Here is a 21,748-nt window from a genome sequence, read left to right as displayed (position 1 = left end):
CAGTATATCCACTTTTTGCGAAAACTGATGGCTAAAAGCCCTGATGTCTATTATAAGGGGGACGATGTCAAAAGTCAAAGCAAAACGGGCAACGCCACAGTGGCGATGCCCGTCTTATTATTTATGAAAACGAATTTTCATCACTCTATTCTGCTTTTGCTCCGTGGAGTGCAATCAGTTTGTTCAGATATTCATATCTTTCTTCGTTGCACTTCTGGTTCTTAGCGAAGAGTTTTGCAGCTCTTTCTGGATTAGCACGTTTCAGAGAATTGTAACGAACTTCTCCATTCAGGAATTCATCGTATCCTGTGTAATCAGGAGCCTTGGAATCCAGGCTGAACTTGTTCTCTGCTTCTGGGTTGAAGCGGAACAGATGCCAGTAACCTGTCTTAACTGCAAGTTCTTCTTCTGTCTGAGCTTTGCTCATACCTTTCTTGATACCATGGTTGATACATGGAGCGTATGCAATAATCAGTGATGGTCCTGGATAAGCTTCAGCTTCTGCGATTGCTTTTACGCACTGGTTGTAATCAGCACCCATAGCGATCTGAGCTACATATACATATCCGTAAGACATAGCGATAGAAGCCATATCTTTCTTCTTCACTTCTTTACCTGCAGCAGCGAACTGTGCAATAGCACCTGGCTGTGTAGACTTGGAAGCCTGTCCACCTGTATTAGAGTAAACTTCTGTATCGAATACCATTACGTTGATATCCTGTCCACTTGCCAGTACGTGGTCAACTCCACCGAATCCGATATCGTATGCCCATCCGTCACCACCGAAGATCCACTGGGATTTCTTAGCAAGGAAGTCTTTGCTCTTCAGAATATCCTGAGCTTTTTCGCATCCGCAAGCTTCCAAAGCAGCGATCAGCTTATCTGTAGCAGCACCGTTGGTAGCACCAACTGCAAATGTATCCAGCCATTCCTGACCGGCAGCTTTGACATCTTCCTTATCTGTAGCAGCAATCAGAGCTTCTACTTTTGTCTTCAGACCGTCACGAAGTGCTTTCTGAGCGAGTAACATACCGTAACCGAATTCAGCGTTGTCTTCGAACAGAGAGTTAGACCATGCAGGACCCTGTCCCTTAGCGTTTACAGTGTAAGGTGTAGATGGTGAAGAGTTACCCCAGATAGAGGAGCATCCTGTTGCGTTTGCAACATACATTCTGTCACCGAACAGCTGTGTGATCAGTTTTGCATAAGGTGTTTCACCACAACCAGCACAAGCGCCTGAGAACTCAAGCAGTGGCTGTTTGAACTGAGAACCTTTTACTGTATTTTCTTTGAATTTAGCAACAACATCTTCTTTGACTGGAAGAGTTACGCCGTAATCGAAGAACTTCTGTTCTCCTTCGTTTGCTTCCATGTTTGCCATAGTAAGGGCTTTGTTGCCTTTCTTTCCTGGGCAGACATTTACACAGGAGCCACATCCTGTACAGTCAAGTGCAGATGTAACGATAGCGAACTTGTAGTCAGCCATACCTGTCATTGGAAGCGTCTTCATTCCTTCTGGAGCTGCAGCAACTTCTGCTTCAGTCATTGCTACCGGACGGATAACTGCGTGTGGGCAGACATATGCACATCTGTTACACTGGATACAGTTTTCCTGATTCCATACTGGAATATCTACTGCGATACCACGTTTTTCGTATGCAGCTGTACCGGATGGTGTAGAACCATCTACGTAATCCTTGAATGCAGATACTGGCAGGTTGTTACCTTCCTGAGCACTTACTGCATGCTGGATTGTGTTAACGAAGTCAAGTACTTCTTTTGTTCCTTCTGTAGCATCTTTTGCGATGATGTCTTCTTCTTCTGCTGTCTTCCAGCTTTCTGGAACCTGGATTTCAACAACCTGTTTTGCACCAGCATCGATTGCATCGTAGTTCATCTGAACAATTGCATCACCCTTACGTCCGTATGTTGCTTTTGCAGCAGCCTTCATAAGGTCGATAGCCTGCTCTTCCGGAATGATGTTAGCCAGTTTGAAGAATGCAGACTGAAGTACAGTGTTGATACGCTGTCCAAGTCCGATCTCTTTACCAATCTTGATACCATCGATTACGTAGAACTTGATGTTGTGGTTAGCAATGTAGCTCTTAACCTGTCCTGGCAAATGATGTTCAATACCTTCCATATCCCATGGGCAGTTCAGAAGGAATGTACCACCGTCAACCAGCTCCTGTACCATGTTGTACTTACGTACATAGGATGGATTGTGACATGCTACAAAGTTTGCACGGTGAATCAGGTATGTAGATTTGATTGGTGTCTTACCGAAACGCAGGTGGGACATTGTAACACCACCGGATTTCTTTGAGTCATAATCAAAGTAAGCCTGAGCGTACATATCTGTGTTATCACCGATGATCTTGATGGAGTTCTTGTTAGCACCTACAGTACCGTCAGCTCCCAGACCCCAGAACTTGCAGTTGATAGTTCCTTCTGGTGTAGTAACCAGTGGAGCGCCCAGTTCCAGAGACAGATTTGTAACATCATCGTTGATACCGATTGTGAATTTTTCTTTTGTTGTGTTTTCGTATACAGCTACGATCTGAGCTGGTGTTGTATCTTTGGAACCAAGTCCGTAACGTCCGGTAAATACTGGAGTGGATTCGAATTTTGTTCCTTTCAGAGCTGCAACAACATCAAGGTACAGAGGTTCACCCATAGCACCTGGCTCTTTTGTTCTGTCAAGAACAGAGATACGTTTTACAGTCTCCGGAATAGCTGCTACCAGTGCTTCAGCGGAGAATGGTCTGTAAAGACGAACTTTAACAACACCGACTTTTTCTCCCTTAGCCATTAAGTAGTCAATTGTCTCTTCGATTGTATCACATACAGAACCCATAGCGATGATCACGTTCTCAGCATCTTCAGCTCCGTAGTAGTTGAACAGCTTGTAGTTTGTTCCAATCTTAGCGTTTACTTTGTCCATGTATTCCTGTACGATTGCCGGCATAGCATCGTAGTATGGGTTACATGCTTCTCTTGCCTGGAAGAAGATATCCGGGTTCTGAGCTGAACCTCTCTGGCATGGATGATTTGGATTCAGAGCATGATTTCTGAATGCTTCTACTGCATCCATATCTACCATATCTTTCAGGTCTTCGTAATCCCATGTCTCAATCTTCTGGATCTCGTGTGATGTACGGAAACCATCGAAGAAGTTAATGAAAGGAATACGTCCTTTGATTGCTGCACAGTGTGCAACTGGTGTTAAGTCCATAACTTCCTGTACGGAAGATTCACACAGCATAGCTGCACCTGTCTGACGACATGCGTAAACATCAGAATGATCTCCGAAAATAGAAAGTGCATGGCTGGCAAGTGCACGAGCGGATACGTTGAATACGCCCGGGAGCTGTTCACCAGCGATCTTGTAAAGGTTAGGGATCATAAGAAGCAGACCCTGTGAAGCTGTATAAGTAGTTGTCAGAGCACCTGCTGACAGAGATCCGTGTACAGCACCTGCTGCACCTGCTTCAGACTGCATTTCTGTAACCTGAACTTCCTGTCCGAAAATGTTCTTTCTGCCCTGGGTTGCCCATTCATCTGTAGCTTCTGCCATAACAGATGAAGGTGTGATAGGGAAGATAGCCGCTACATCGCTGTATGCATAAGAAGCATGAGCTGCTGCATGGTTACCATCCATGGTTTTCATTTTTCTTGCCATTGGTTTGTTCCTCCTTATTTTATTGATCCGGGAATCGGATCATATTACCATATGAGTATCATATGTACAGAACTTCAGACCATCTTTGGGGAGTTACGCCTAAAATTCCTCATATGGCTTTATAATAGCATATTTTTCGAGATTTGTCTATTTGACGAACGGTAAAATGTGTATCTTTTTTGATACAGCTTTACGCTGGATTCTGTCCGGCATCATAGATGACTTTGATTTTTCCATTTTCGATTGCCTGAATAAAGATCGGTACCAGATTCGGATCAAACTGTTTTCCCGCCTCTTCTTTCAGTATGCCCAGTACTTTTTCCAGAGGCTGTGCCTGTTTATAGCAGCGCTTTGATATCATCGCATCAAATGCATCGGAAATCCCCAGTATTCTGGCTGAAAGCGGAATATCTTCTCCCGCAATTCGCCTTGGATAGCCTTTTCCATCGTAACGCTCATGATGACCGATCACTGCCGGTATTACATAATTTAATGACGGCAGATGCCGGATAATTTCAATGGAACTTTCCACATGCCCTTTCATAATCTCATATTCTTCCTCAGTCAGTCTGCCTGGTTTCGAAAGAATCTGTTCCGGAATTCCGATTTTTCCCACATCATGCATCAGTGCCGCCTGTCGGATGATCTCCACAAATTCTTCATCTAGTCCCATTTCTGAAGCAAGGCTTGTCGCATAGTACATTACATTGTTCGAATGGCTGAATGTGTAGTGATCCTTTGCGTCAATTGCTGCCGTAAGTGCAAAAATCGTTGCATCATATTCCCGGTTTTTCTGCACATTGCTTTCTTCTTTGTTCTTCTTTTCCAGCTCTTTTTCCGCAATGTCATAGATATAAATGTTATTTTTTCCCTGATGTTTTACATGATACACCGCAAGATCTGCATTATCCAGAAGTTCTTTTTCCGTATGCGCCGCATAAGGAGCTACGCTGATCCCTGCACTGACCGTCAGCTGTTTTAAATGTACCATTTCCCCCTCCTGATGCATCTGTCTGATCTGATCACAGATGGATTCTACAAGAAGCTTTGCTGCATATACATCATATTTGGGAAGCAGTACCGCAAATTCTTTTCCGCCATAACGTGCCACGATCCCGCTGCTGCCTGCGCTTGCCCGGATAATGTCTGCGATTCTTCTAAGCGCTGTGTCTCCTGCTTTCATTCCATATAACTGGTTATACAGCTTGAAATCATCTACATTCAGCATAGCCAGTACCATTGTGCCTTCTTTGTTTTCTTCAAAGGTCTCATGGAGCAGTTCGTAAAAATATTTTCGATTGTACAGACCGGTCAGTTCATCTGTTCTCGCCTCTTCTGATATCTTTTCATACAGACTGGCATTTTTGATTGCAATGGATGATATCGTCGCCACAGAGTTTAAAAAGGCACGATCCTGTGAACCGACTTTTTTATGTTTTTCCTTGTCCGATAAAAAGACGACTCCGATCAGTCCGTCTTCATTTTTCAGTCCTATGCACCACTGTGCTTTCAGATTCTTCAGCTGCTGCTTTTCTGATTCCCACATGGATTTAAATTCAACCGTATGGTAAAACTCATCCAGACTGGTACATTCTTCATTTTGCCGCATCCATCCGATTAACGGATTGTCTGTTTTCATCTGAAAGGAACGGTCATGAAGCGGGTTATTGCTGTACATCATCTGATATCCCTGTTCTCCGGAAGCAATGCAGATATAAACTGTTTCAATATGGCATCCTTTTCGAATGACTTCCACCAGTTCCTGCAGGACATTTTTCATGCTCAGGCTTTTGGATACAGATGTGTTAAATTCCCGCAATACCTCTGCCTGATAAGCCTCATCCCGGACAATTGTATTGCTGATGACATGTTTCCACACTTCCATAAGAATCCATACGCAGAGCATAAAGATCGCAGAATAAATCACCATGTAATAATCTTCTCTGCCTGGAAGCACCTGCTCCATTCCGCTTCTTAAATACGGAGTTAAAAACCAAAACAACAGTACAGAAATCAGGAAACCAACCACCGTACAGGCTGTCTCTGAAACCAGCAGGGTCACCTCAAACAGATTCCGCTGTGCCAGTGCGTATACCAGGAAAAATGCATTGATCAGACCTGCAAGAATATCAATCGGGAACCCTGCAAACACTGGAAGCATTAATGCAATATTGCCTCCCAGTACGATCACAATTCCGGCAATCACAATATTCATCTGTCTGGCATACTTTCGATTCTTTTTTCTGCACTGTATCAGATTATACAGCGTATGAATGACCACTATTCCTGCTGCCGCAAAAAATATCACTGATTTCCAGTCGATTTTGTCATATACAAACCGGATATTCTCACCACTGTGAACAATCACTGGCCAGTGAAACAGAATTCCGTCAGGAATATTCAGTAAAAATAATCCACCCAGCATGACTGGATAAATATATTTTTCTATGCTGCCTTCTTTTTCTGCCATTGCATTTACCAGCAAATAATAGGCATATGGAAGGCATAACAGGCCAAGCAATGATACGTGGTACCAGAAAATATAATTTGGCCATAACAGTGCTCTCATGAAACAGGAGCCGCCGGTCCAACATGTCATAGAAAGAAGTGCAAGAAGGAAACTGTTTACGATCTGGTTCCTTTTTGCTGCGAGAAAAATCAACATCATTGCCACATAAATGAAAAGTGCAATTGCTGATATGTATCCATAGCTGTCCATTCATTCACCTCATTTTTCTCTCATATTCTCTCAATTACGATTCTGCCCTTTCAGCAGATCCCGCAAGTCCGTGAGCGAAGGTCGCATATGACGTATTTTTCGTCCATATGTCTCTTCAAATGTACGGAAGGTTCCACAGCGAAGCACCGTCACATGAAGCGGATCCATTCCGAGAATTTTTTTCAGATCACGATAATCCTGATCAATATATTTAAAATAAGTTGTCATCAATTCTTTTAAGATGTCTGCTGATACAGCCGAATGTTCCAGCGACTGTCGTTTCATCTCTACATAAATATGGAGATACGGTCTGGACTGTTCCGTCAGCTCTTTCATCGCAACCCAATTTTCTATCTGAAGCCCGGATAGCTGAATCACATTGTTGATTCCTGTCTCTGAGATTCTGGTAAATCCTGCAATGTCAATGATATCCGGCACACGGTCAATATACTCAAAGCGGGGAATTCGTGTATCATCTTCGCTGTTTGTCAGACCTGCACACCGATACATATCTCCCACACGGTAACGGGCAAATGCTCCGCCCTTCAATACCGTAAGTACAATCTCGTAACTTTCTCCTTCTTCTACTTCATCCATCAGACAGGTCTGTGGCTGGTACTGTGGATCTTCCAGCATTTTCTCCATGTCCTTTTCTCTGATAAATTCATAAAAACAGGTATCCGGGAAAAAGTACATTCCATTTCTGGTCCAGGTCTCTGTTCCGATGATGGAGGGTTCTGTCCCTGCAAATAATTCCATCGGCCGGACTCCCCACAATTTTTCCAGATCATCTTTATAATATCGGTTATCTGTTCCCGCCACCATAAACCCTTTCAAACCAAACAGATCTTTTGGCAATACCTGGCGTTTTTCTTTTTTACATTTTATTTTCGCCTTCAGCATTCTGAATACCATCTTGGGACGGCATTTCAGAAATCCTGTAATCCCTCCTCCGGAGGATGAACCGGAAAAGCTCTGACTTACTGCATACGCTACACTTCCGAGTCCGAAAAAATATTCTACGTCCTGCTTCATAGCCAGCTTGAACCCAAGCTTGTTTCTCTCACTGAAAGATAAATCCTGCGCCTGCGCCACATTAGGCAGGAAACGGATATCCACCTCTTCATTCAGGGCCAGCGGAAACAGTCCGGTTGCAAACGGAAGCGGAGCCAGCGCATAAAGAATCTTATCCGTATTTTTTACAGTTACCTCTCCCTTTTCCGTACTGGATGCCAGAATCAAGCAGGCACATACATTAGTGCGGTAAGTATCCAGCATTCCTCTGGTATAAGGTGCCAGTTTGATTGGATGTTTGCCGCCCTCCCAGGTGGTCTGAATCCAGATGATCGGATTCCCCGGCAGCATATCTGCTCTTTTCTGTAACAGGATATCTGCATAATCATCATAGGTGGTCAGAGGCACTGTCTTCCTGAATTCATCAATGGTCTGCGGATGTTTTCCCTTTAAAATGGACTGTCCCAGAGGACTGTTGCTCCAGAGCTGAATCTGTTCCTCCATCAGCCTTCTCTGAATCTGCATATATTGTCCCATATCCAGATCCAGAAATCCACAATATTCGCTCCATATTTCCGCATATTTTTCTTCCTGTAATTTTTCTTTCAGATTCATCTATGTTTTCCCTTTTGTTTGTAATCTTTGATGCAGGTTCGGATACTTTCTTTATCTGGTATCAAAAACGGAGTCTTTCTGCGATACTCCCTGTAATTCTGAAATGTTACCGGAAATATCAGCATATCCTGATAAATAACATAACACAGATTGCAGACTGTCACAACCACTGCGTAACCCAACGTCGCAATATTCCACTTATACCATGCACAAATGCCAAGAACTGCCGCCAGCCATAATACTCCAGGATGTCTGCATAATGCATACATTTTTTCTGTACAGGCATTTCTGCTTTCCGATTCTTTCAGATAGGTTTCATCAAATGGAATCGCAAAAAATAAAGTATAGACCAGCAATCCCACAGCCAGCAGAAAAGCAGCCAGAAAAACAGCAGTCTGCCAGACTTCCCATGTGATATTTCTCTTTTGCTGTATCAGACATCCCACTGCTGAAACAGCCAGTACTGCTGTACCAAGTCCAAAAAATCTCTGTACAACTCTGTTCTTTCGATGGATACTGTTCCAATCGTAAATAAAAAATAATACAAAGGCTGCTACAGCCATCAGATTCCACTCCATGTTGCTCTCCGGTTTTTCAATTATTTTCCAGTTTGTTAAGATTTATTTTCGAATTGAAACAAACTTTGGACACAACTTCTTTTTATACTGTAAACATCAAATGAAGCCGTTGCGGTACAAAGCTAGCATGTGTTGTGACGGCTCCGACTAAAAACGATCTTCCATAGCAGGACAAATACCTGATGTTTTATGATCCTTTTATTTTTTAACTTTATCATAAACCTGGAAGTTTACATATACATTCATAATTTCTCTCTCCGGCGGTCAGGTAACTGATCGCCACTTTTTATGATGGTGCCATAAATTACACCAGCGTGTACTCCAGCATTTCATAATGCAATCTGCTGCCTTCCATGATCTCTGCCGGAAGCAGTGCTCTTGCCACCAGCTTTAGCTCTCCGTTCTCTTCATCCACTCTTCTTAAATGAGCATAGTCCCCATCAATCATTTCTACAATATAATCACAGATTAACATTTGTGCTTTCCCTTCTTTCGTACTTTTCATATCCAAGCATTTCTCCATACCACGGATGAATCATGGCACACTGTGTGAATCCATTCTTCTCAAACAGGCGCTGCATACTTTTATTCTTCTGTCCAGTATCTCCACGCATACAATGGCACTGTTCATAACACCACTGTATACATTTGGATGCGATTCCCTTTCCGTATGCTACAACAGCAATCCGATGCAGCACTCCATAAGGCTTCGGACTTGTCCATTCACCACTGACAGATGTCTCATAATCCTGTTCTTTTCCAATAAAGAAAACAAATACCGCTCCGATCTTACCATCTTCTTCATATACATAAAGCTGATTCTTTTCCAGATCTTCCTGAAGGATTTTCTTCTGTGGATATCCGTCTCCCCACTGTTCTTCATTGCCATTGGCCGCCATAAAAGCCCGGGCAGCTGCATAGATCTCCATAATCTGTTCCAGCTCATTCTGACATGCATGGCGTATCGGTTCTATTTTCTTCATCCTGTTCGCTCCAAATTTCTCTATCTAATATCTTTTCATTTCTCAGTATATACAAGAATGATTTTCTTCGCAACTATATTTCATATCCTCTCAGCATTTTCGAAAATAAGACAACCATCCTTCTACTCACAATGAAGTCTGGTTGTCTTATTTTAATTAATCTCTTCAATATCGTATGGTGTACTCTGATATACGTAGAAATTCAGCCAATTGGAATACAATAACTGCCCCGTAGCTCTCCAGGTGATCGGAGGTACTTTCGTCGGGTCATTATCCGGGTAATAATTTACCGGTACGTCCACCGTGGTCAGGCCCTTTTTCATGTCTCTCTCATATTCCAGTGCCAGGGTGTCTCTGTCATACTCTGCATGGCAGGTCACAAAAAACTGACGGCTGTCTGTCGTCTTGGCAATCGCCAGGCTGCCTGTCTCCGTTACTGCCATAACTTCCAGTTCCGGTATCGCTTCTACATCTGAGAGGCGCACATCGGTTGCTCTGGAATGTGGAGCCAGGAAATTGTCATTAAATCCGCGAAACAGTGGAGAAGTCTCCTTGCGAATTTCATGGGAATAGATTCCAAACAATTTCTTTGGCATATCCAGTTTCTCGATTCCATAATGATAATACAGACCTGCATAAGCTCCCCAGCAAAGATGAAAGGTACAGTGTACATGAGTCTTGGACCATTCCATAATCTTGCACACTTCATCCCAGTACAGAGTCTCTTCACAAGGCACATAATCCAGTGGTGCTCCGGTAATGATCATCCCGTCATAGCGACGGTTCCTGATCTGATCGAAGGTATAATAGAACTGCTGCAGATGATGGATATCCGTATGAGTAGAAGTATAACTGGCCGTCTGCAGGAAATCCACCTGAATCTGAAGCGGCGTATTGGATAACATACGCAACAACTGCGTTTCTGTCACAATCTTGGTCGGCATCAGATTCAAAATCAGCAGATTCAATGGTCTGATATTCTGATGCATCGCACGATACTCTGTCATCACGAATATATTCTCTGATTCCAATATATCATGTGCTGGCAGGGCATCTGGTATACGTATTGGCATAATGGGTATTCCTCCTGTAAAAAACGATAAGAGCACCTCTTCTGAAGGTTCCAGCCTTCAATGAAGCACTCTTATAGTTGTATCATTTTTCTTTTCTTTTTGCAACTGCCCTGTAATGGTTCTGTCTGTTTTGACAGATTTTCTAATGGATTTTCGGACCTCTTCATCCTCCCAGAACAATTCATCCAGTGTCTTATCCAGGGTCCTGCAGATTGCCCTGCAAAGTCTGATGGTCGGATTGTAATCTCCCTTTTCAATGGCATTAATGGTCTGTCTTGACACATTCACAGCATCTGCCAGTTCCTGCTGGGACAGATCCTTTGCCGCCCTGGCAGCCTTTAATCTCAGATTTTTCATCGTTTCCGGCTCACCATCCTATTCTTCTGTCTCACACATTTTTTTCTTAATCAGCATAATCAGAAGCATCACCATCAGTAATATGGCACATCCCATATTCACACACCGATAATTTAACCTTCCATTACTGAACATTTCTCCGCTTCGCAGATTCTGAATGCCGGCAATCAGATTAATCGCTGTTACAACAACCAAAAATCTGACATATCGACTGGTATTGGCGTGAAGTCCAAAATATGCTTCCTTCCAGATGCTGCATCCGGCAAATACTCCTACACTTAAGAATAACACCAGAAACATTGGCGTAGCATCATCTGCAAAAAAATGGATATTTAAGATATCTAATACCGAGCAAACCACCACAGCAGACACTGCTGTCAAAAAGCCATATTTATAAGCCATCCCCTGGGCAATCTTCTGCATCTCATCATACTCTGGCATCTTACCATTTCTTTTGTATAGGATACGTTTCACCATACCAACCACCAAAATTGCCAGTACTAATCCTGTTACAAATCCAATTGCATGTTCATTCATGATCCTTCCCTCCTGATTTTATAATCCGAATCTTATTCGTTTTCTTTGATACTCACATTTTATTCTCATTGCAGTGCTTTGTCAAGTATATATTACATAATGTTTTGTTTTTATGTCATTAAGAATATTTTATCTAACAAAAAAGAGTGTGGAATACAGGATTTCTCCTGTTCTCACACTCTTTTTAATACCTGTTTTTCAATTCTCAGGAAGCTTCTGTTTCTGTTTCGCTTTCACTTTCGCTTTCAGTCTCAGATTCTGTCTCAATTTCACCATCACCATATAGAATAGAGGTCAGCTTCTCTACCGTGGCATTCATATCATTTGGCACTAGAATCTCATTCTGAGATGTATATTCTCCATCATACGGAATATGTTGCTGCTGGATGTCATAATTCATCCAGGTGCCAATCTGCATGATCAGACCAATCATCTCAAATTCCGGAATATCATGGGTGATATATGGCATCACACCTTCAATCGTATCGGAAAGAGAAGCAAAGTCTCCGTTCTGAGCCTTTTCCGCAATGGCCAGCAATACATTTCTCTGACGCTGGGTACGACCAAAGTCACTGCCTTTTCCAGTATAACGATTTCGGGCATAGCCTACCGCCTGATAACCATTCAAATGCACCTTCCCCGCTTTTTTTATATAATACGGTTTTGGATCCACCCCATTGTCTTCGCACATGCAGGTAATATAGTCATTCGCTGTTACCCGCTCGTCTTCGTCAATCTCCAGATCCACTCCACCTAATGCATCTACCACATCAATCATGGCATTAAAATCTACCATCGCATAATTGTCAATCTCAACATGATAATTTTCTTCCAATGTCTGAATTGTCAGCTCTGGGCCGCCATTCGCACAGGCTGCATTCAGTTTACGTACTCCAACTCCCGGAATATCTGCATACAAATCTCGCAGAAATGAAGTGAGATACACCGTCTTTTTCTCTTTATTTACCGTTACCAGAAGAACTACATCAGAATTGCCATTCCAGGACTCATCCCGCCGATCTACGCCAAGAAGTAAAAGGTTATACGTATCTTTTTGGGAGAAAAACTGCTTCGCCATTTTTCCCAGCATACTGCTTTCTTTTTTCTCTGTTGTTTTCTGTACAGAAGAAGATCTGAATGAAGATGAGATAAGAGTTCTTGAACTGTCTCCTTCTTCCGTTTCTGGTGCACTGCTTACCGCCACCGCCGACGCATTGTGTATCTTCTGTGCCGCTGTGGAGGAATGGGATACTTCTGTTGATGTCCGTACTTCAACGTCCTGTTTTTCTCCTTCTTTTGCCTTCTTCTCCGTGTTGGCAGCGGCCACATAGGTGCCACGTCTTACATAATTGGACTTATCATAGAATTTCATTTTGAAAACGCTGTAGGCAGAACCAGCCGCTCCTACTACCAATACTACTAATATCAGACAAACGATTGCTGCAATTTTTCTTTTACTTCTCTTTTTGTTCTTCTTCTCCATCTTATGACCTCACAAACTCTTTCTCATTTGCAACTTCTGTTATTCTGTCATCTCTGTCTCGTCCGTGTTTTTCGTCTCAGTTTCACTGTTCTCTCCGTACAATGCCTGATTCAGTTTCATAATCGTATCTGTTCAGTACCTTCACAGACAGTGGGTTCTGAACAATTACACACAATCTTTCTGTATTATATCTTGGTTCTTTTTCAAATACAAGTGGGCTTTTTGCTTACTTTACACAAAAAAAGACAGTTTCTGCACTTTGCACAGATACTGTCTTTTTTCTTATCTTTTTTTATGAATTCTCCATTGCTCTTTCGTGAGCTTTTTCTTTATAATGATGGGTTTCTTCCAGCATCATATCCTTCACCTTCATCAGTCGGATCTGAGAAGAACGTTCATTTTCACCCAGCTTCATGGAAATATACTTGATATTTTCCTGTGCTTCCGGAATGATGACATGCTCCAGCGCGTTTACTCGTCTTCTGGTTTTCTCGATCTCCGCTGACATCAACTGGCAGGCTTTTTCACTCTCTGCAAGTTTCAGCATATCTGGCAGCACATCTGCCAGAGACTTTACTGCACCATCCAGGTCACTGGAAGTAAAAGCAAAACCATAAGAATAGATATCATTGGCATCTGCGGTTCTGGTCTTGTACTCCAGCACCGGGATGTCTACACTCATGACGTTCTTCTTGTCCACTTCCAGATAAACTTCCTGCTTCGGTGTCATCAATGCAGTCTTCAATGTCGGTTCTGACATTCCTGCTTTGGCAATGACGAAGTTGGTGTTTGCAGAACGGATGCCGGCTTCTACCTTCAGACGCAGTTCCATGTTCTCACGGACAAGGTCCAGAAACTGTCTCATCAATTCATCTCGCTTATCCTTCAGGAGCTTATGTCCGCGAACTGCTGTCTTCAGCTTGTTCTTTTGTCTGGTCAGTTCCATACGGGTAGGATTTACCTGTGTAGATGCCACTTTGCATTCACCTTCCTTCCAAGTTCATAATGCGATTTACTGTTTTCCATAGTACATATCGAGGTATTTGTCATCGATACGTTTCAGCTCGCTTCTCGGAAGAATGGACAGCAGTTTCCATCCAATATCCAGTGTTTCTTCGATATCACGGTTCGTATTGTAACCCTGAGATACGTACTCTTTTTCAAATGCATCTGCGAATTTTGCATAGATCAGGTCAATATCTGACAGAGCCGCTTCACCAAGAATAACCATCAGCTCTTTTGCATCTTTACCACGGGAATATGCAGCAAACAACTGGTTCATGGTATTGGCATGGTCGGCACGGGTCTTTCCTTCACCGATACCTTTATCTTTCAGTCGTGACAGAGATGGCAGTACGTCGATCGGCGGTGTTACACCTCTTCTGTAAAGATCTCGGCTTAAGATAACCTGTCCTTCGGTAATATATCCGGTAAGGTCAGGGATTGGATGAGTCTTATCATCCTCCGGCATGGTCAGGATCGGGATCATGGTGATACTTCCGTCTTTGCCTGCCTGACGTCCTGCTCTTTCATACAATGTTGCAAGGTCAGTGTACATGTATCCAGGATATCCACGACGTCCAGGAACTTCCTTACGTGCGGCAGATACTTCACGAAGGGCATCTGCGTAGTTGGTGATATCTGTCAGGATAACCAGAACGTGCATGCCTTTTTCGAAAGCAAGGAATTCTGCTGCGGTCAGGGCCATACGTGGTGTTGCGATACGTTCTACCGCCGGGTCATTGGCCAGGTTCACAAACATAACGGTACGATCGATGGCACCTGTCTCTTTAAAGCTCTCTACGAAGAAGTTGGACTCTTCGAATGTAATACCCATAGCTGCGAAGACAACGGCGAACTGTTCATCTTTTCCGCGAACCTTTGCCTGTCTTGCGATCTGCGCTGCCAGCTGTGCATGTGGAAGACCAGATGCAGAGAAGATCGGCAGCTTCTGTCCACGAACCAGTGTGTTCAGACCATCAATAGCTGAAATACCAGTCTGGATAAACTCCTGCGGATAGCTTCTGGCCGCCGGATTCATTGCAAGACCATTGATATCACGGCGTTCTTCCGGAAGAATCTCCGGACCGTCATCGATCGGGCGGCCTACACCGTCAAATACCCGGCCCAGCATATCACTGGATACACCCAGCTCCATGCTTCGTCCAAGGAAACGTACTTTACTGTTTGATAAGTTGATACCTGTTGAACTTTCATATAACTGAACCAGCGCATCACTTCCGTTGATCTCCAGTACTTTACAACGTCTGGTTTCTCCATTGGCCAGCTCGATCTCTCCCAGTTCATCATATGCTACATCTTCTACACCCTGTACCAGCATCAAAGGACCTGCTACTTCCTGTATGGTTCTATACTCTTTTGGCATTCTACTGGTCCTCCTTTCCGCAAATGTTGGCAATTTCTACTGCAAGTTCTTTGTGGATTGTCTCATATTCTTTATCTACATCTGCTTCCAGCGTATATTTGTAACGACCAATTCTTTCACGAACAGCCATCTTCAAAATGTCATTGATGGATGCACCGCTGTTCAGTGCTTCCAGACTCTCGTTATAGAAATCCATAACCAGTTTCATCATATTGTGCTGTTTGTTCAGAGATGTATACGTATCTACTTCATGGAAGGAGTTCTGGTGCAGGAAGTCCTCACGAATGGATCTTGCTGCTTCCATCTTCAGACGGTCTGTCGGTGACAGTGCATCCATACCTACCATTTTTACAATTTCATCCAGTTCTGCTTCATCCTGCAGAAGACTCATCATGTCCTGACGCAGGCTCATCCAGTCCGGAGCTACATGCTCGTTGAACCATGGTCCCATGTCATCCAAATACAGAGAGTAACTGGTCAGCCAGTTAATGGCCGGGAAATGACGTTTATAAGCCAATGCGGAATCCAGTCCCCAGAATACCTTTACAATACGCAGAGTAGCCTGAGATACCGGTTCGGAAATATCTCCACCAGGAGGAGATACAGCACCGATAGCACTTAATGCGCCTTCTCTGCCTTCACTTCCCAGAGTGATGACATGACCGGCTCTTTCATAGAACTGAGCCAGACGGCTTCCCAGATATGCAGGGTAACCTTCTTCACCAGGCATTTCTTCCAGACGTCCGGACATCTCTCGAAGTGCCTCTGCCCAACGGGATGTGGAGTCTGCCATCAATGCTACGGAATAACCCATATCACGGAAATATTCTGCAATGGTAATACCTGTATAAATAGATGCTTCTCGTGCGGCAACTGGCATATCAGAGGTATTGGCGATCAGCACAGTTCTTTCCATCAGAGATTCTCCGGTTTTCGGGTCTTTCAGTTCCGGAAACTCATTCAGAACATCGGTCATCTCATTTCCACGTTCACCGCATCCGATATAAACCACGATATCTGCTTCTGCCCATTTTGCCAGCTGATGCTGAATAACAGTTTTACCGCTTCCGAATGGTCCAGGTACTGCTGCCACACCACCTTTGGCGATTGGGAACATACAGTCAACAACACGCTGTCCGGTTACCAGTGGCATATTCGGATGCAGTTTTTTCTTGTAAGGACGACCTTTACGTACCGGCCACTTCTGCATCATGGTCAGTTCCTTGTCACCATCTGCGGTCTCTAATACACAAATGGTCTGATCTACCGTAAATTCGCCTTCTTTGATCTCTTTTACTTTACCCTTCATAGTTGGAGGAACCATGATTTTCTGTTCTACAATAATGGTCTCCTGTACAGTACCCAGTACATCTCCACCGGATACTTCATCTCCGACTTTGGCAGTCGGAACAAATTTCCATTTTCTATCACGTTTTAATGCAGGTACTTCTACACCACGAACCAGGTTGTTGCTTCCGGTTGCTTTCATGATATCATCCAGCGGTCTCTGAATACCATCATAGATGCTGGCAATCAGACCAGGTCCCAGTTCTACGGAAAGTGGTTCTTCTGTAGATTCTACCGGTTCTCCCGGCTTCAGTCCTGATGTTTCTTCGTATACCTGAATGGAAGCCTCGTCACCGTGCATTTCGATGATTTCACCGATCAGTCGCTGGTTGCTGACACGTACCACGTCAAACATGTTCGCATCTCTCATACCTTCAGCGATAACCAGTGGGCCTGCCACTTTTTTAATCGTTCCTTTACTCATTGGACAATCACCTTTCTGAAGATTGATTTATTTGTTGTTTGAAAACAGAATATCGGATCCTACTGCGGTTTCTACAAACTTCTTGACATTTTCCACGCCTTTTCCGGTATTACCGGATACACCTGGAATCTGAATGATAGCCGGAAGAATCTGATCTTTATATTTATCAATTGCATGGGGTATTCTTGCTGCCCACTCCTCGGTAATATAGATCACTGCATACTTGGATAATACCAGCTGATGCAGCTGCTTTTCTGCTTCTTTTTCATCGGATAACGGATATGTGTCCAGACCTACTGCTGCAAAGCCGTAGATGCTGTCGTAATCACCCATAACTGCAATCTTATACATACATTTCCCTTACCCTTTCCCGGATGGAATCTTCCGGAAGGTTGTTGGCCTTTGCGGATAATATGATTCTTACCGTTTTGATCTCATTTTCCCTTGCCAGCACATAAGCTACCAGCGGCTCTACGGAAAATGGATTGTATTTCTGAGGCTTGATCGTCTGAATGATCTTATTATCACACCAGCGTTCAAATGCAGACGGTGATTCTGCCAGCGCTTCTGCGCCTCCTGCATATGCAGTTCCTGACAGATATTCGCAGATGGCATCTACACTGTTCAGTGCAGCTCTTGCCAGCGAATCAATGTTCAGGCTGTCACATTCTGCCATAGCCTTCTTCATAAATTCTAATGACTTTGCGGTCTTCTGTGAACGTACGGCAATCTTGATATCAGCTACCGCTACAGTATCCTCCGCATAGCTTTTCAGGATACCAGCTTTTGCTTTTTTTCCTGCTGCATAAATTGCTTCCAGTGTGGCTCTGTCAATAATGATATCGCACAACTGTCCGTCCCTGGTATGCATCAGTGTCTCGTAAGCCTCCTGGGCTGCCGCTGCCATATAATCCGGAAGTCTGGAAAAATCTTTTTCTGCAATGATCTTTTCCAGTTCCTCACCAGATGGTTCACAGTCTTCGTAATAAATACCTGGATGTTTTCCCTTTCGGCAGGTCTCTTTGATCGCTGCTTTCAGATTATGGAACTGATTCGGATAGGACAGTACATCAAATACTGACATATCAATGCCCATCTCACGCATCGTGTTCCAGGTCTTCTCCGTCTCTCTGTTCAGCATTGCATCTGCCTCTAACGGGGTATCACTGTCTCCCCAGCCCTTCTCAGCCAATACCTGCAGACAGTTTTCTTCTGTCGGGCAGGCAATCAGCTGTTCGATGACTGTCGCATTCAGCAGTGAAACTTCCAGTGCTCGTATTCTCGCAACCGCAAAGGTAAAATCTATATCTGACATATAAGTCCTCCTTTACTGGTTACGATTTAAGAAAATAATATTTTCTGTACAAGATCCTGGCATTCATCCTTCTTTGCATCAAACATTGCTTTGAATGAACAATTTTCTTCGATTCCGCCATAGGATAAAAGGAAACCTTTTTCTACTGTTGCCGGGGTCTTGGACAGAACCAGTGAACCGCCTTTTTTCTTTGCGATCTCATTTACTTCTGCCTCAAATCCTGCCGGTAACCTGACAAGATCCTGTGCATTCAGAGAAATTTCCCCTTTCTGAGGTGCTGCAAACTTTTCTACCATCTTTTTCAGTGTATCGAAATATTCTGCATCATCTTTCGCACAGAAAGTATCATAAGCTTTCTGAATCGTCTCAGCAATCAGCTCCTGCTTCGCAGCTAACAGCGCTGTTCTGCGTCTCAGATCTGCTGAGGATTTGACTCTTTCCTGATATCCCGCAAGATCTGCTGCTGATTTCTGTACAATCTCTGCAGCCTTTGCATCCGCTTCTGCTTCGGCTGCCGCTTTGATGCGGTCAGCTTCCGCTGCTGCTTCAGCTTTCTTACTGTTGGCGGAGGCATTTGCTTCTTCCAGAATCTGGCTCATCATTTTTTCTAATCCAGTCATTCCCTGTGCTCTCCTTTTCTCTATTTTATCTATTTACGTTCGCTCAGAACGCACACTCGAGAGCTTTGTTCTCTCGTTCCCGTTACGCTCATTATACAGGAATATTTGTTACTGCTAAGATAGAGATCAGCAGTGCCAGGATGGCGTATGTTTCTACCATTGCAGGGAACAGCATTGCTTTACCGAACTGATCCGGTTTCTTTGCTACGATGCCGATTGCAGCTACAGCAGTTTTACCCTGATGTCTTCCAGATACCAGACCAACGATACCGATTGGTAAGCATGCAGCCAGGATCATAAGACCAGTAGGAATATCAATTGCAGGGATAGATCCGCCAAGCAGACCGATCTGAGATAAAGTAATGAATGCTACCAGCAGACCGTAAATACCCTGTGTACCAGGAAGCAGCTGTAAGATCAGAACTTTTGCGAACTGAGAAGGATCTTCAGCAACTACTCCAGATGCTGCCTGACCAGCTACACCAACACCATAAGCAGAACCCATACCTGCAAGAATAACAGCCAATGCTGCTCCTAATAATGCAAAAACAACTCCTAAACTCATTCCATTAATCCTCCTTGATTTCTACATATTTTGTATTTTCTTTAAATGGTTCAAAAGGTTTGCCTCCGCCTTCATAGAACTTTCCGAAGAACTCTACGAACTGAAGACGGTTTGTGTGCACATAGGCACCTAAAAGGTTAATACCAAGATTTAAGGTATGTCCAACAATAAATACCAGGATGAACAGGATCGCTCCCATTACCCCACCGCCAAACATACTTCCCATCTGATTGACTACAGATGCGATAACACCGGTTGCCAGTCCCAGTGCCAGAAGTCTGGAATAAGAAAGTACATCACTGAGCCAGCCAGTAATATTGTAGAGCTCGTAAGCTCCCAGTGCCAGTCTCAGGCCAATGTTTTTCTTGTCTCTTGCTGCAAAGAACAAAAGTCCCAGGGCTCCGATGATCGCCAGTGCTTTTGCCAGCGTATTCATGAACGGAGAAAATGTTACCTGTGTCTGTGCAATGGATGCAAACAGACTGGATGGTATCAGCATCAGGATCAGACCGATCAGAAGCATATACCAGAAGACTACATCACAGATAAAGCCTGCCACATCTCCTGACTTCAGATAGCTGTATCCCTTCAGTCCAAGACCAAAGAACAGATGTACCACACCGACTCCCAGTGAGAATACCAGAAGCTTCATCGGATTATTCAATGGTACAAACCACAGTGCAGGTATCACTGATGTAGCAGCTGTTCTGCCAAAGAATGTTCTGGCTACCACATCGATCACATCGCCAAAATATCCTCCAAAAAGGACACCCCAGACAAATGTGGAGATACCACAGTAGCCAAATAAATGTAAGGACTTATTCATGCTGTCCGACATACGCGGGAACTTCTTTAATGCGATGAAGCATACAATGGAAATCAGTAATCCATAGGCTGCATCTGACAGCATCATTCCAAATAATACAATGTAGAACACTGACATTACTGTCGTCGGATCTACTTCTCCTTTATGCGGAAGGCCATAAGATTCCAGTACTCCTTCTACAGAACGGGAAATCTTATTGTTCTTCAGAAGTACCGGAGCTTCCTCCTCTTCACCGATCTCTTCAAACTCCAGAGAACAGTCATAAACATTTGCAATCTTCTCTTCCAGAATCTTTGCTGATTCTTCTGGAATGTAACCACTGATCACAAAAGTCTGCTTTGTCTGTGGAATCTGTCCGAGGATCTGATACTTATCTGCACGAAGCCGGTAATAATCAGATACTGCCTTCAGTTCCTCCCTGCTTCCTTCATAAGCTTTGATCTTTTTTTCTGCTTCTACACTGTCTGCTTTTAATTTTCCAATCTCCGCCTCCAGTTCACTTTTCCACTGAGACGGTACTTTTCCGGATACCTGTGACGGTCTTGCAAATCCGATTGCACGAAGCGCATCTTCCAGTGCCGTCGTATCTTTTTTCAGGCATACCACTGTCAGGTACGTCATATCCTTATCCGTTGACAGGACTTCCAGATCATAGGCTTCCAGATCTGGCTGTGTCCTTGCCACCTCTGTACGAATCTCTTCCACCGTCATAGGCTTCGGCATCGTACCAAGAATCATGGCCGTCTCTGATGTACCACGATAGTTCATTGGAACATCAAGGCGCATCCAGGGCACCAGAGCTTCTATCTGATTTTCCAGTTTGGCCACATTGGCTGCATTCTCGGAAATTCGTTTGCTCAGATCCAGAAGATCATCTGCTGTGGTCAGCAGCCTCTTTCTCTGTGCTCTGATCTGTTCAAAGTCCGTCTTATTCATCAACGGCTTTCCTTCCAGAGAGCTGAACATTGACGTCTTTTCCGGGACATATTTTTGCAGTATGGAAAGTGCATGTTCTGCCAGAACTGCATGCTTTTCATAGATCTGGCGTCTGTCTGACGTATTCATCTTTTCCATCTCAGAATCTTCGATCACTGAGTTGTCAATCTCAACAACACCCAGGATCTGAAGCTTTTCCAGAATGGCTTTTCGATCTTTTTTCAGTGCGCAGATACTGAATCTTTGCATCTGCATAACTGCCATATCCGCATCCCTCCTTTGCTTAAA

At 43.8% G+C, this 21,748-nt stretch carries 17 protein-coding genes and 1 pseudogene; all 18 read right to left on the bottom strand.

Annotated features, from left to right (window positions below; all coding sequences use genetic code 11):
• Nucleotides 1-145 precede the first annotated feature (145 nt).
• Nucleotides 146-3,682, bottom strand: coding sequence for a pyruvate:ferredoxin (flavodoxin) oxidoreductase (nifJ, locus tag OCV47_RS08505; protein WP_262654683.1), 3,537 nt, complete (start codon nt 3,680-3,682; stop codon nt 146-148).
• Between the two features lie 190 nt (nt 3,683-3,872).
• Nucleotides 3,873-6,401 carry an HD domain-containing phosphohydrolase gene (locus OCV47_RS08500; RefSeq protein ID WP_262654682.1) on the bottom strand — a complete coding sequence of 843 codons (2,529 nt, stop codon included), beginning with the start codon at nt 6,399-6,401 and terminating at the stop codon, nt 3,873-3,875.
• A gap of 30 nt (nt 6,402-6,431) precedes the next feature.
• Nucleotides 6,432-8,030, bottom strand: a complete 1,599-nt coding sequence (locus OCV47_RS08495; protein WP_262654681.1) for a GH3 auxin-responsive promoter family protein — start codon at nt 8,028-8,030, stop codon at nt 6,432-6,434.
• On the bottom strand, nt 8,027-8,608 hold the full coding sequence (locus tag OCV47_RS08490; RefSeq protein WP_262654680.1) for a hypothetical protein: 582 nt from the start codon (nt 8,606-8,608) through the stop codon (nt 8,027-8,029). Before OCV47_RS08490 ends, OCV47_RS08495 begins: the two co-directional genes overlap by 4 nt.
• A gap of 304 nt (nt 8,609-8,912) precedes the next feature.
• Nucleotides 8,913-9,083, bottom strand: coding sequence for a chorismate--pyruvate lyase (locus tag OCV47_RS08485; protein WP_262654679.1), 171 nt, complete (start codon nt 9,081-9,083; stop codon nt 8,913-8,915).
• Nucleotides 9,070-9,591: a GNAT family N-acetyltransferase gene (locus OCV47_RS08480; protein ID WP_262654678.1), complete on the bottom strand. Its 522-nt coding sequence runs from the start codon at nt 9,589-9,591 to the stop codon at nt 9,070-9,072. The genes OCV47_RS08485 and OCV47_RS08480 overlap by 14 nt, the downstream gene beginning before the upstream one ends.
• A gap of 152 nt (nt 9,592-9,743) precedes the next feature.
• A complete protein-coding gene (locus OCV47_RS08475) occupies nt 9,744-10,664 on the bottom strand; it encodes a homoserine O-succinyltransferase (protein ID WP_262654677.1) in 921 nt (306 codons plus the stop codon).
• Nucleotides 10,665-10,826: 162 nt separating this feature from the next.
• Nucleotides 10,827-11,021, bottom strand: a pseudogene (locus OCV47_RS08470) (helix-turn-helix transcriptional regulator); the annotation flags it as partial.
• A gap of 18 nt (nt 11,022-11,039) precedes the next feature.
• On the bottom strand, nt 11,040-11,558 hold the full coding sequence (locus tag OCV47_RS08465; protein ID WP_262654676.1) for a hypothetical protein: 519 nt from the start codon (nt 11,556-11,558) through the stop codon (nt 11,040-11,042).
• Between the two features lie 205 nt (nt 11,559-11,763).
• A complete protein-coding gene (locus tag OCV47_RS08460) occupies nt 11,764-13,041 on the bottom strand; it encodes an LCP family protein (RefSeq protein ID WP_262654675.1) in 1,278 nt (425 codons plus the stop codon).
• A gap of 292 nt (nt 13,042-13,333) precedes the next feature.
• Entirely contained in the window at nt 13,334-14,017 is a 684-nt protein-coding gene (locus tag OCV47_RS08455; RefSeq protein WP_117447913.1) for a V-type ATP synthase subunit D, read from the bottom strand.
• Nucleotides 14,018-14,053: 36 nt separating this feature from the next.
• Nucleotides 14,054-15,427: a V-type ATP synthase subunit B gene (locus tag OCV47_RS08450; protein ID WP_117447914.1), complete on the bottom strand. Its 1,374-nt coding sequence runs from the start codon at nt 15,425-15,427 to the stop codon at nt 14,054-14,056.
• 1 nt (nt 15,428) lies between these two features.
• Nucleotides 15,429-17,198: a V-type ATP synthase subunit A gene (locus tag OCV47_RS08445; protein ID WP_262654674.1), complete on the bottom strand. Its 1,770-nt coding sequence runs from the start codon at nt 17,196-17,198 to the stop codon at nt 15,429-15,431.
• 27 nt (nt 17,199-17,225) lie between these two features.
• Entirely contained in the window at nt 17,226-17,549 is a 324-nt protein-coding gene (locus tag OCV47_RS08440; protein ID WP_262654673.1) for a V-type ATP synthase subunit F, read from the bottom strand.
• Nucleotides 17,542-18,513, bottom strand: coding sequence for a V0D/AC39 family V-type ATPase subunit (locus tag OCV47_RS08435; RefSeq protein ID WP_256297453.1), 972 nt, complete (start codon nt 18,511-18,513; stop codon nt 17,542-17,544). Before OCV47_RS08435 ends, OCV47_RS08440 begins: the two co-directional genes overlap by 8 nt.
• Before the next feature lie 26 nt (nt 18,514-18,539).
• Nucleotides 18,540-19,133 carry a V-type ATP synthase subunit E gene (locus OCV47_RS08430; protein ID WP_262654672.1) on the bottom strand — a complete coding sequence of 198 codons (594 nt, stop codon included), beginning with the start codon at nt 19,131-19,133 and terminating at the stop codon, nt 18,540-18,542.
• Between the two features lie 91 nt (nt 19,134-19,224).
• The gene (locus tag OCV47_RS08425; protein ID WP_249308137.1) at nt 19,225-19,698 is read right to left on the bottom strand and encodes a V-type ATP synthase subunit K; all 474 of its coding nucleotides are present in this window, start codon (nt 19,696-19,698) and stop codon (nt 19,225-19,227) included.
• Nucleotides 19,699-19,702: 4 nt separating this feature from the next.
• Nucleotides 19,703-21,724 carry a V-type ATP synthase subunit I gene (locus OCV47_RS08420; RefSeq protein WP_262654671.1) on the bottom strand — a complete coding sequence of 674 codons (2,022 nt, stop codon included), beginning with the start codon at nt 21,722-21,724 and terminating at the stop codon, nt 19,703-19,705.
• Between the last annotated feature and the right edge of the window lie 24 nt (nt 21,725-21,748).

Source organism: Muricoprocola aceti (assembly GCF_025567005.1).
GTDB lineage: Bacteria > Bacillota > Clostridia > Lachnospirales > Lachnospiraceae > Marvinbryantia > Marvinbryantia aceti.
Note: the sequence above shows the minus strand (reverse complement) of the source record. Positions and strands in the feature narration are given on the sequence as shown.

What these genes read in the sequence shown, in the direction of transcription:
- nifJ (WP_262654683.1), bottom strand. Translation starts at nt 3,682, where the DNA reads ATGGCAAGAAAAATGAAAACCATGGATGGTAACCATGCAGCAGCTCAT.
- OCV47_RS08500 (WP_262654682.1), bottom strand. Translation starts at nt 6,401, where the DNA reads ATGGACAGCTATGGATACATATCAGCAATTGCACTTTTCATTTATGTG.
- OCV47_RS08495 (WP_262654681.1), bottom strand. Translation starts at nt 8,030, where the DNA reads ATGAATCTGAAAGAAAAATTACAGGAAGAAAAATATGCGGAAATATGG.
- OCV47_RS08490 (WP_262654680.1), bottom strand. Translation starts at nt 8,608, where the DNA reads ATGGAGTGGAATCTGATGGCTGTAGCAGCCTTTGTATTATTTTTTATT.
- OCV47_RS08485 (WP_262654679.1), bottom strand. Translation starts at nt 9,083, where the DNA reads ATGTTAATCTGTGATTATATTGTAGAAATGATTGATGGGGACTATGCT.
- OCV47_RS08480 (WP_262654678.1), bottom strand. Translation starts at nt 9,591, where the DNA reads ATGAAGAAAATAGAACCGATACGCCATGCATGTCAGAATGAGCTGGAA.
- OCV47_RS08475 (WP_262654677.1), bottom strand. Translation starts at nt 10,664, where the DNA reads ATGCCAATACGTATACCAGATGCCCTGCCAGCACATGATATATTGGAA.
- OCV47_RS08465 (WP_262654676.1), bottom strand. Translation starts at nt 11,558, where the DNA reads ATGAATGAACATGCAATTGGATTTGTAACAGGATTAGTACTGGCAATT.
- OCV47_RS08460 (WP_262654675.1), bottom strand. Translation starts at nt 13,041, where the DNA reads ATGGAGAAGAAGAACAAAAAGAGAAGTAAAAGAAAAATTGCAGCAATC.
- OCV47_RS08450 (WP_117447914.1), bottom strand. Translation starts at nt 15,427, where the DNA reads ATGCCAAAAGAGTATAGAACCATACAGGAAGTAGCAGGTCCTTTGATG.
- OCV47_RS08445 (WP_262654674.1), bottom strand. Translation starts at nt 17,198, where the DNA reads ATGAGTAAAGGAACGATTAAAAAAGTGGCAGGCCCACTGGTTATCGCT.
- OCV47_RS08440 (WP_262654673.1), bottom strand. Translation starts at nt 17,549, where the DNA reads ATGTATAAGATTGCAGTTATGGGTGATTACGACAGCATCTACGGCTTT.
- OCV47_RS08435 (WP_256297453.1), bottom strand. Translation starts at nt 18,513, where the DNA reads ATGTCAGATATAGATTTTACCTTTGCGGTTGCGAGAATACGAGCACTG.
- OCV47_RS08430 (WP_262654672.1), bottom strand. Translation starts at nt 19,133, where the DNA reads ATGACTGGATTAGAAAAAATGATGAGCCAGATTCTGGAAGAAGCAAAT.
- OCV47_RS08425 (WP_249308137.1), bottom strand. Translation starts at nt 19,698, where the DNA reads ATGAGTTTAGGAGTTGTTTTTGCATTATTAGGAGCAGCATTGGCTGTT.
- OCV47_RS08420 (WP_262654671.1), bottom strand. Translation starts at nt 21,724, where the DNA reads ATGGCAGTTATGCAGATGCAAAGATTCAGTATCTGCGCACTGAAAAAA.